The sequence below is a fragment of the Deltaproteobacteria bacterium genome (assembly GCA_018668695.1).
GTDB lineage: Bacteria > Myxococcota > XYA12-FULL-58-9 > XYA12-FULL-58-9 > JABJBS01 > JABJBS01.
In genome coordinates this window covers 1-10,319 of the sequence record JABJBS010000355.1, presented here as the reverse complement: position 1 = coordinate 10,319, position 10,319 = coordinate 1, and the positions used below count along the sequence as shown (strand labels likewise).

The 10,319-nt window shown below is 51.3% G+C and carries 11 protein-coding genes and 1 tRNA gene; 11 read left to right on the top strand and 1 reads right to left on the bottom strand.

Annotation, left to right across the window (positions count from 1 at the left end; translation table 11 throughout):
- Nucleotides 1–20 precede the first annotated feature (20 nt).
- From HOK28_20310 to HOK28_20270, 9 genes are all read left to right on the top strand, one after another.
- Nucleotides 21–350, top strand: coding sequence for a hypothetical protein (locus tag HOK28_20310; GenBank protein MBT6435450.1), 330 nt, complete (start codon nt 21–23; stop codon nt 348–350).
- 28 nt (nt 351–378) lie between these two features.
- The gene (locus HOK28_20305) at nt 379–1,761 is read left to right on the top strand and encodes a phosphoglucosamine mutase (GenBank protein MBT6435449.1); all 1,383 of its coding nucleotides are present in this window, start codon (nt 379–381) and stop codon (nt 1,759–1,761) included.
- A gap of 15 nt (nt 1,762–1,776) precedes the next feature.
- Nucleotides 1,777–2,499, top strand: coding sequence for a pyridoxine 5'-phosphate synthase (locus HOK28_20300; protein MBT6435448.1), 723 nt, complete (start codon nt 1,777–1,779; stop codon nt 2,497–2,499).
- Between the two features lie 18 nt (nt 2,500–2,517).
- Nucleotides 2,518–4,053 carry an NAD(P)H-hydrate dehydratase gene (locus tag HOK28_20295; protein MBT6435447.1) on the top strand — a complete coding sequence of 512 codons (1,536 nt, stop codon included), beginning with the start codon at nt 2,518–2,520 and terminating at the stop codon, nt 4,051–4,053.
- Nucleotides 4,054–4,061: 8 nt separating this feature from the next.
- Nucleotides 4,062–4,538 carry a tRNA (adenosine(37)-N6)-threonylcarbamoyltransferase complex ATPase subunit type 1 TsaE gene (gene tsaE / locus HOK28_20290; GenBank protein MBT6435446.1) on the top strand — a complete coding sequence of 159 codons (477 nt, stop codon included), beginning with the start codon at nt 4,062–4,064 and terminating at the stop codon, nt 4,536–4,538.
- Between the two features lie 177 nt (nt 4,539–4,715).
- Complete coding sequence (gene pruA / locus HOK28_20285) at nt 4,716–6,347, top strand: L-glutamate gamma-semialdehyde dehydrogenase (protein ID MBT6435445.1); 1,632 nt, start codon at nt 4,716–4,718, stop codon at nt 6,345–6,347.
- Nucleotides 6,348–6,451: 104 nt separating this feature from the next.
- Nucleotides 6,452–7,078, top strand: a complete 627-nt coding sequence (locus HOK28_20280) for a DUF218 domain-containing protein (protein ID MBT6435444.1) — start codon at nt 6,452–6,454, stop codon at nt 7,076–7,078.
- A 212-nt stretch (nt 7,079–7,290) separates the two neighbouring features.
- Complete coding sequence (locus tag HOK28_20275; GenBank protein MBT6435443.1) at nt 7,291–8,127, top strand: DNA adenine methylase; 837 nt, start codon at nt 7,291–7,293, stop codon at nt 8,125–8,127.
- Between the two features lie 79 nt (nt 8,128–8,206).
- On the top strand, nt 8,207–8,677 hold the full coding sequence (locus tag HOK28_20270; GenBank protein ID MBT6435442.1) for a hypothetical protein: 471 nt from the start codon (nt 8,207–8,209) through the stop codon (nt 8,675–8,677).
- A 46-nt stretch (nt 8,678–8,723) separates the two neighbouring features.
- Here the strand turns inward: HOK28_20270 and HOK28_20265 are convergent, their stop codons facing one another.
- Nucleotides 8,724–9,725, bottom strand: a complete 1,002-nt coding sequence (locus HOK28_20265) for a sulfotransferase (GenBank protein ID MBT6435441.1) — start codon at nt 9,723–9,725, stop codon at nt 8,724–8,726.
- Between the two features lie 130 nt (nt 9,726–9,855).
- Here HOK28_20265 and HOK28_20260 point away from each other — a divergent pair.
- Both HOK28_20260 and HOK28_20255 read left to right on the top strand, forming a co-directional pair.
- A tRNA-Arg gene (locus HOK28_20260) sits at nt 9,856–9,932 on the top strand.
- Nucleotides 9,933–10,192: 260 nt separating this feature from the next.
- Nucleotides 10,193–10,319: asparaginase (locus HOK28_20255; GenBank protein ID MBT6435440.1), on the top strand; the 127-nt coding region annotated here is incomplete at its 3' end.

Genomic DNA, 10,319 nt, shown 5'->3' with positions numbered 1-10,319 from the left:
TGCGCAATCCGCCGCACCCAATGAAGCTGATTACCAAGCAGGTTTTTATCAGCATCGAAATTGGTGAAGAGCAAATTCAGCGTATGTTTCGTAATATTCCCGTGAAAGTGGAGGCCGATGGTGTGGCTCTGACTGTAGAGCCAAGCACGGTGATGCTTAGAGTGAGTGGTCCGCGCCGGTCGGTAGACGCCATGAAGTCCTCATCCTTAGAGGCGACTGTGAAAATCGGTGATGAGCTTGAAAAAGGCTTGAAGAGTTTTGAGAAGTCTGTTGAGTTGCGAACTACGCTCCCAGAGCGTACACAGCTGGTGGTACCGATTCCCCGAGTGGTCGTCTTGGTCCCCGAATGAAGATAAGCCCTCGTCAAAGAGTTTAAAAATGAGTGATTCGAAATCTCCTAAATCCGCTACAGAACGAAAATATTTTGGCACCGACGGTATTCGAGGCACGGCCAATGTGCACCCGATGACCTGTGAAGTTGCGCTGGCACTTGGGCGGGCGGTTGCTCACCAAGCCAAGCACGGTGACCATCGCCACCGCATTGTCATTGGCAAGGATACCCGTGTATCGGGCTATATGGTTGAAATGGCGTTTGCCAGTGGTGTTTGCTCTATGGGAGTTGATGCTCTTTTACTTGGACCTCTGCCAACGCCAGCCGTTGCCTTCATTACCCGAAATATGCGGGCTGATGCGGGCGTGATGATCAGTGCCAGCCACAACCCATATGAAGACAATGGCATCAAGATATTTGCTCGTGACGGCTTCAAGCTTCCAGACGCTAAAGAGCTCGAACTCGAAGAGTTCATGACCAGCGACCATGTTGAAGCGATTCGTCCCACCAAAGACGAAGTGGGTAAAGCTTTTCGAATTGATGATGCGCTTGGGCGATACATCGTCCAGCTTAAGTCGGTTGTACCGCCAACTATGGACCTTGAAGGCTTAAAGGTTGTAATCGACTGTGCGAATGGAGCCGCCTATAAAGTGGCGCCGATGGTTCTTGAAGAGCTAGGCGCTGAGGTTGTGGCTTTGGGTAATAAGCCCGATGGTCGTAATATCAACCACAACTGCGGCGCTCTCTTTCCGCAAAATCTCGCCAAAGCAGTGCTGGAGCATGGCGCTGACTTAGGCGTAGCGCTCGACGGCGATGCAGACCGCCTTGTTGTAGTCGATCACAAGGGTGAAGTGGTCGACGGCGATTGCTTGCTAGCGCTCACTGCCCAGTCGATGATGGCGGATGGTACCTTGGCCGGTAAGACCTTGGTGACCACTGTGATGAGTAACCTTGCTTTGGACAGAGCCGTTGAAGGTTTTGGTGGTAAAGTGATTCGAACACAGGTGGGTGACCGCTACGTGGTAGAGGCCATGCGGGCTGGGAATTTTTGCTTCGGCGGAGAGCAGTCAGGTCATTTGGTTTATCTTGACCACGCGAGTACAGGCGACGGTATGGTTGGGGCACTTAAGCTGATGACCATGATGAAACAAAGAGGCAAAGCGTTGGCAGATTTGAAAAAGGTCTTTGTGCCATTTCCGCAATCTTTGGTGAGCGTCAAAGTACAAGACAAGAAGCCCATCGCCGAACTCGACTCCGTGAGAAAACTCATTGAGGATGTTGAAGCGAAGCTCGGCGGCGATGGCCGAGTGATGGTGCGCTATTCTGGCACAGAACCCAAGGCGCGAGTTTTGGTTGAAGGTCCCGATGCAGGGCAGGTTGATGCCTGGGCCAATGAAATCGCTGACACCATGCGTTCTATTCTGAACTGATTGAAGGAGATCCTGATGGCGAGAGCAGAGCTAGGACTCAACATTGATTATGTGGGAACTCTTCGGCAGGGTCGTCGTACCCGCTATCCTGACCCTGTTGCTGCGGCATCTGTAGCCGAGCGGGCAGGAGCTTCACAAATCAAAGCACACCTGCGTGAAGACCGTCGTCATATACAAGACCGAGATTTATTGCTCCTACGAGACACTGTGGAAACCACGCTCAATATGCAAATTGCGGCGACCCAGGAAAATCAGAAGCTCGCTTTTGAGGTTAAACCTCATATGGTAACGATTGTACCAGAGCGTGCAGGGGAGCTGACCACCGAGTCTGGTCTCGATATCGGACACCATCGTGAGCATCTCAAAAAGTACATCAGTGGGCTTCGTGAAGCAGACATCCAGGTGAGCCTTTTTGTAGACCCAGATGTAGACCAGATTCGTGGTGCCCATAAAGTGGAGACGATGGCTGTTGAAATCAATACGGGCCGATTCGCTGATGCCCGTGATGATATTGCTAGGCGTGCGGAGCTTCAAAAAATCGTTGACGCGACTCGCGCAGCGAATAAGTTGGGGATGCAGGTGAGTGCCGGCCACGGGATTCATTACCACAATATTCAGGAGCTGATAGCCGTAGAGGGTATCAGCCGTTTTAATGTGGGACATTCGATTATCTCTCGCGCGCTCTTTTCAGGGCTAGATGGCGCGGTTCGTGATATGATTAAACTCTTAGAACGCTAGACCAGATCGGAGACGTCCATGCACTATCTCCTCACCAATCAGGAAATGTCGGCTGTTGACCGTCACGCCATCGATGAACTGGGGATACCTGGGATTGATTTGATGGAGAGTGCCGGGGATGCCGTAGCACAGGTTTGTATGGACCTCGTGGAAATGCCCGCGGATGTGGTTGTAGCCTGTGGTAAAGGCAACAATGGGGGCGACGGCTTTGTGGTCGCAAGACTCTTGGCCGCAGAAGGTGCCGCGGTTCATGTCTTTTTGTTTGCTGAAGAAGAAGTCGTAAAGGGCGAGGCTGAAATTGCGCTTGAACGTATGTATTCAGATATACCTGATATCTCAGTTAGAGTTGTTACCCAGCCTGACCACTTGACTCATTTTGAGAGAACCGTCGAAAAAACCGAACTTGTCATCGATGCACTTTTAGGTACAGGACTCCATGGCGAACCGAGACCGGTCATGGGGCAAGCGATTGACGTCATCGCGGGATTTGAAGGCGTTGTGGTTGCTGTGGATATCCCGAGCGGAGTTTGTGGCAACACCGGGGTGGTCAGTGGTCCCGCAGTACAAGCCGACTGCACCGTGACATTTGCTTTTCCCAAAAGAGGACACTTCCTGTTTCCTGGGGCAGCGCATGCCGGTGATTTATGCGTGGCGGATATTGGTATTCCTCAAAAAATTGCAGCTGAGCACGGGGTGCAAACAAGCCTCCTCGAAGTTGAGGATATACCAGAGCTGATTTCGAAAAGACGCGCAGATACCCATAAGGGCACCTACGGGCATGTTGCGGTATGGGCTGGGCAGAAAACTTCCCCGGGTGCGGCGATACTTGCCTTGATGGGTGCATTGCGAAGCGGGGCGGGCTTGGTCAGTTGGCTAGCCGATGAAGCTACTTTGCAAATGGCTACCAAGAGGCCTCCTGAAGCGATGTTGCGGGTAACCAGTGAAGAGCAGACGGCCGAAGCTTGGTTGGCCGATATGTTTGAGGGCGCCACCGCCGCCGTGATTGGGCCAGGCTTGGCTGGAGATCAGCTCTGCGAGGCTCGCTTAAAGCACTTACTCTATGAATCTTCCCTTCCACTTTGCTTGGATGCAGAGGCTTTAAACCGACTGGCAGCTCACCCTTATTGGTGGCAGGGGATTCGAAGTGACCTGGTGCTTACGCCACATCCCAAAGAAATGGCTCGGCTCACGGGTAAAACAGTACAAGAGGTTCAAGCGGATAGAATCGGCATAGCGACTGAGTTCGCCAAGGCTAACGACTGCGTCTTGGTTCTTAAAGGCGCCGGTACGGTGGTGGCTGCGCCCAGTGGCGAAGCTTGGATTGTGAGTACTGGCAACGCGGGAATGGCGACCGGTGGCTCTGGAGACGTGCTGGCCGGTATGGTCGGGGCATTTTTAGCAGCCGGCTATATGGCAGTAGACGCGGCAAAAGTAGCCACGTTATTGCATGGTTGCGCAGGAGATCTGGCGAGCGAGACTGTTGGAGAAACAGCGCTGATTGCTTCAGATATTGTTGACGCATTGGGGCCGGTGTTGCATAGGTGGGGCCGGTAACAATCGGCATGACCCAAAAAAAGTGGATTTATACATCGCGAAGGCCCGAGGCCACGCGCAAGCTCGGAGAGAAGCTGGCACAAATGGCTCCTGTGGGGACCGTTTTTGCACTGGTCGGTGATCTCGGGATGGGCAAGACGCATTTTGTTCAGGGCTTTGCCCGCGGCATGGGTGTTCATGCTATGCATGAGGTGGCCAGCCCTACCTATACACTTGCCAACATGTATCCAGCCAAGCGTTGTATGATGGTTCATATGGACTTCTACCGGTTGCACGATTCGGAAAGCGCGCGAGACCTTGGTCTGGAAGAGCAGCTATTACGCGAGGATGCGGTGGCGGTTGTGGAATGGGCGAATCAGCTGCCAACTTTGATTCCCGATTCAGCCGTTACCCTAGAGTTTGAATGGCTCAGTGCGTCAGAGAGAAGCATTCAAGTAACGGGAATGGATTGCCCAAAGGGGCTTCGTCTCGTGGAGCATCTTTAACCTCCGGGCTCGGGTCATTGCGATCTCATAAATGCGTCTAAGAGCCAACACTGGGGCAGAAAACCTATCGACCCGGCACCCTTTTTCAGGATAGACGGCCTCAAACCCCCACTGAACGCCCCGGTTGTCGCAGGGAAGGCGATAGCGTCCGGAGTGTAGCGTTCTAGGAGAATCAAAATGTTTAATGCGCACCGTGAAGTGCCGGTACCTCGTAACGAGCCGGTCTTATCTTTTGCTCCGAATACCCCTGAGCGTGCAGCTCTCAAAGAAGCTTTATCGCAGATGGCGGCAGGTAATATTGAGCTCACATCTATCATCGACGGTAAGCCATGTGGCTCTGATAAAACAGAACCCTACGTGATGCCTCACGACCACCAGAAGCAAATTGGTACACTGCACATTGCAACCGAAGCACAGGTTCATGAAGCCATTGATAATGCTTTGAGTGTAAAAGATGCATGGGCTGCAGTTCCCTTTGAAGAGCGTGCCGGTATCTTGCTCAAGGCAGCAGATTTACTTGCTGGCCGTTATCGTCCCATTGCTAATGCAGCAACGATGCTGGGGCAAAGTAAGACAGCACACCAAGCAGAGATTGATGCTGTTTGTGAGCTGTGTGACTTCTGGCGATACAACGTCAAGTTTGCGCGAGACATCATGGCCGGTCAGCCAGAGTCGTCTCCAGGTATCTGGAATCAACTCGATTACCGACCTCTAGACGGTTTTGTTCTCGCAGTGAGCCCGTTTAACTTTTCATCGATTGCAATCAACTTACCAACAGCCGCTGTGTTGATGGGTAACGTTAGTATTTGGAAGCCTTCTGAAACACAGGCGCTCAGTGCCAACGTCATGATGGATTTGCTTAAGGAAGCAGGGCTTCCCGATGGCGTTATTAACATGGTGCATGGACCCGGACCTTTGGTTGGTGAGATTGCATTGAAGCATCCAAAGCTTGGTGGTGTTCACTTCACAGGTTCAACCAAGACCTTCCAGCATATGTGGGCAACCGTAGGGCAGAACATTGCCAACTACGAAACTTACCCGCGCTTGGTGGGTGAAACTGGCGGTAAAGATTTCATCGTGGCGCACGAGTCTGCAGACCTTCAGTCACTTGCAGTTGCTATTACCCGCGGTGCTTTCGAGTACCAGGGTCAGAAGTGCTCAGCTGTTTCACGTGTCTATGTTCCTCAGGGAATGTGGGGCGCGTTGTCTGAGAAGCTCAAAGGGATGCACGCCGAGCTTAAAGTTGGCGATATCACCGACTTTAGGAACTTCATGGGTGCTGTGATTGATAAGCGCGCCTTCGATAAAATCAAGGGCTACATCGATTACGCTAAAGAGCACAAAGATGGCGAAGTTTTCCTCGGCGGTGAGTGCGACGACAGCAAAGGCTACTTTATCCAGCCAACTGTAGTTCTCGCGAAAGACCCGAACTTCAAGCTTATCCAGGAAGAGATTTTTGGACCCGTGGTTACGATTTACTCTTACCCTGATGGAGAGTTCGCTGAAGTGCTAGAACTCTGCGACAAGGCCAGCCCGTATGCTCTTACTGGCGCTATCTTTGCCCGTGAGAAGGCCGCAGTGCTTCAAGCAAGCAAAGCGCTTCGTCATACCGCGGGTAACTTTTACATCAACGACAAGCCAACCGGCGCCGTTGTGGGTCAGCAGCCATTTGGCGGCGGCCGAGCATCTGGAACCAATGACAAGGCGGGCAGTTACTTGAACCTTCTGCGTTGGACCAGCCCTCGTACGGTGAAAGAGAACTTCGATCCACCACGTTCGGTGGGTTACCCCTTCTTAGCTGAAGCATAATTGAAAGAGGGTCCGCTGAGCGGGCCCTTTTTTTTTGCCTTCTTACGCTCAATGGCGCTTCCTGCTTTTTTTTTGAAGCCTCATCGGGCAGACTCGCTCTCCATATGTTCTTCATACTTAAATTTTTGGTGGCTTTCTCTACAGTTGCCACGGTGAGCTGGGTGTTTGTGGAAACACGGGGGCGCCGGCGTGTATTTGATAAAGCCATGGCGCTGCCGGGCAGGGACGTAGCACTGGTTTTAGGCTGTGCACCGCTTTTAGCCGATGGACGACCCAATCGTTTTTATGAAGCCCGGATGGATGCGACAGTTGCCGCTTACGAGGCAAGCCGATGCCGAATGATATTGGTAAGTGGGAGCTACGGGCTCGTTACCGATGAACCGGGAGCCATGAAAGCCTCGCTGGTGGAGCGCGGCATACCCGAAGCGCACATCGTTGAAGACCGCGGCGGTTTCCGAACTTTTGAATCGATGTACCGAGCAAGAGATGTTTATGGCCTAAAATCGGTTCTGGTTATTTCGCAGCGCTTTCATAACTTGCGTGCGATTTGCATTGCCGACCGCCTCGGGCTGCCGGCGGTAGCGCTGAATGCCATGCATCCTGGCGGTGGTTCAATCGTTCGAATGATGGCCCGTGAAATCGTTTCAAGGTTTCGAATGATGTTTGAACTTTACCCATTTGTATTGCCCCGTGATTATGGATCTGAGCGCGCCGAAATTGAGTTACCATAAATAGAGCCGGGATAGTGCACCCCTTTGAGGGCACCTTAGAGCCGGTTTAGAAGTGTTTTTCCGTGGCCTTATTGAGCCCAATTTTTGCGGCGCAAGATACTGCTAAAGATGACCTAATCAAGTTTTTGACGTTAAAAAAATATTGTAAAAACATGGTGTTAAAAACGCGCGCGTTTTTTGAGATGTAAAAGATCGCCGTTTATAAACTTCACATGCGCAATACATCACCAAAAAAGAATACTGAATTTGTCTCTGCCAGACCCTTTATGAAATGGGCCGGAGGCAAGACACAACTATTACCCCAGATACTGAGCCGCTTCCCAGCGCAGTTCAATCGCTACCACGAGCCCTTTGTCGGAGGAGGCGCTGTCTTTTTTAATCTTCATCCCAAGCAAGCAACGCTCTCGGATGTAAACCCCGACTTAGTGGGTGCCTACCAGGCGATTAGAGATGACGTAGATGGTGTGATTGAGGCCCTTAAGGCGCACCGCTCAGAAGAGGCTTACTTCTATTCTGTTCGTGAACAACAGGTAGAGATGCTTTCAACGACCGAAGCCGCAGCACGTATCATCTTTTTGAATCGAACGTGTTTCAACGGGCTTTACCGCGTAAATCGAAAAGGTAAATTCAACGTGCCGTTTGGCCGTTACAGCAACCCGACGATTTGCAACGAAGCAAACCTTCGCCGTGTATCGGATGCACTGAAGGACGTACGAATTAAGCATCAATCGGTATTTGAGATGGGCCGCCGCGTACGACGTGGTGATTTGGTGTATTTCGATCCGCCATATGACCCGATATCAAAGACCGCTTCTTTTACCGCCTACGCAAAGGGTGGATTTGGAGACGCTGAACAGGAGCAACTGGCCGAAATGTTTGCACGTTTTGCCGGTCGGGGAGTTCATTGTGTACTCTCGAACTCAGATACTCCGTTTATACGAAAGCTCTATAAAGGCTTTAATATCGGGACAGTATACGCCCGTCGCGCTATCAATAGCCGGGCTGACCGTCGTGGTCCTGTAGGCGAAGTACTCGTTTCTTCTTGCTAAGGCACCGGCGTGAGAGTACCGTTTGCGCCGACTTCCATAAAAACCGTGAAGTCCGCTCATTATTAACACGAGGTGTTCGATGCGTTCGTTAATTTGCATTATTGTTTTGGGCATACTGTCTGCTTGCGGCAGTAGCGGCGGGGGTTACACTGGAGATGTCCGCATCGAGAATGAAGTCGATGCAGAGTTTTTCAGCTCTTACGGTGAAGTGGTTGGTAACGTTACTGTTTTCAGTGAAAGCCTTACAAACTTCGCCTGGGGAGAGTTGTCGAAAATAGACGGGAATCTCTTTATTCAAGACAGCCCGCGGCTTGAGAACTTCAGCCTTTCGGGGCTCAAAGAGGTTAATGGTGCTGTTTTAATCAAGAACAACGACAAGCTCTTTATTTTCAACCTCGATAAGCTCTCTCAAATTAACGGGACCTTGGGCATTGTTTATAATGACCGGTTACCTCAGTGTCGTGCACAGGAAATTGTAGACAATATTGGTGAAGATAATATCACCGGTGGTTTTAACTTGGACTACAACAATGGTGACGATGACTGCTGATTAAGTACTTAATAAGCGAATGAAGGAGAGCATAGCTCTCCTTTTTTTATGTCCTCAAAAGAACGTCGCAGTAGTAACGTACTTTTTTGATAACGCGTCCGAGCGCATTTTCGTGAATGTTACGGCGAAGGACGTGAAGGACCTGTTTCTTAACGCGGTAGGAGTTCATCGGTGCGCGTGCGGTGGCTGACTCTGCGGCCTGGCCCACCGGTTCCCAAAATTCAGAGAGAGGGTATCCCCATGCATCAAGGTCTTCTTCTACTAAGCCACCGACAAGTTCTTGAGCAACCTTAAGGTCGTTTGGTCGGGCTTTAAGGTCAGAGGCCCAGGTGTGAATGGAGCTGGTCACCGGCTTGTCGTGCTTGTGTACAGTCATTGGGTCACCGAAGCTCTTGGTGATGTGATTCTTATTGCCGTAAGTCACGAGGTCGGGTTCGAACTCGAGTCCAATATGCTCCGCGACACGTTTCATTTCGGCTTCCGGGTTGGTGGTCAGGTCTTCATATCGAACCCGCACAATATCCACTGCTTTTCTTCGTAGGAACTCCCCAATGGCGGGGACGTAATCTTGGACAATCGGATTGTCGTTCATGGCCTGCGTGTAGTTACCGTCAAAGAATGAGTGAGCAACGGAATGATGAATAGCCATCGGATGCCGGGTCAGCACCACATAGTGAGCTTCGGGGTAAAGCTTCTCAAGAAAGGGGAGCACCAATCCATAGGCAGGCGTCTTATCTAGGAAGTATTGGCTTGCGTTGGTTTCGCTTAACCGGCCGTAGATTGTGTTGGTGTAAGCGCGCAGTGCGTCCAGATAATCTTCTTCACCCCGGGGCAATTCTTCAACCAGTTCTCGGACGGCTTGACCGGCATTGATGTGGTCGTAAGGGGCCTTCTCTACAGTATTGAAGTAACCCAGGTAGTTGAGCGGGGTTAAGAGGTGAGGCTCAGGATGGGTGAAAACAGCTGAGTGAGACCCAAGCATGCGTTGGAGCATGGTCGAGCCAGATCGAGGTGAACTGATGATGAATATCAAGCGCTTCTGGTCCATGTGGGCAGTATGCTGAATTAGCCGCCGGATTCAACCCTCCAGCGATTATGTGGTGCTTTCTCTTGCTATGGTGATTCCTCTGGGTTAATAACGCCACTGCTGACAACCCGTTAGCAACGTGCTTTTGAGTGCGTCCGTAGCTCAGCTGGATAGAGCACCGGGCTTCGAACCCGGGTGTCGGAGGTTCGAATCCTTCCGGGCGCGCCACAGCACATCCCTCTAGACATTCAGTCGAGGGAGACTCAAATCCTTGTCATGACGAGTATTTTATAAGCATCACGGTGAGCTGCGTGGTGATAGCTCATCTATAGAACTAAAAAGCATAGGTAAGTCATGAAGATAGCAATCTTTCGTCCCTGAGTAATCAGCGCCTGGGATTTGCATCAGCGTTATAATCGAGCCGCATTCAATTGCTTACCCCGGTTCAAGTTTGCTAGACGGCCCTGTTGGCGAAAACGGAGGTCTGCATGACTAAGAAGCGAATTGCCCTGATTTCAACGGGCGGAACCATTGAGAAAACATACTGCGAACTCGATGGAATTCTACGTAACGAGGTTAATGTTCTAGATGTCTTATTGGCCGGGCTTATCTTGC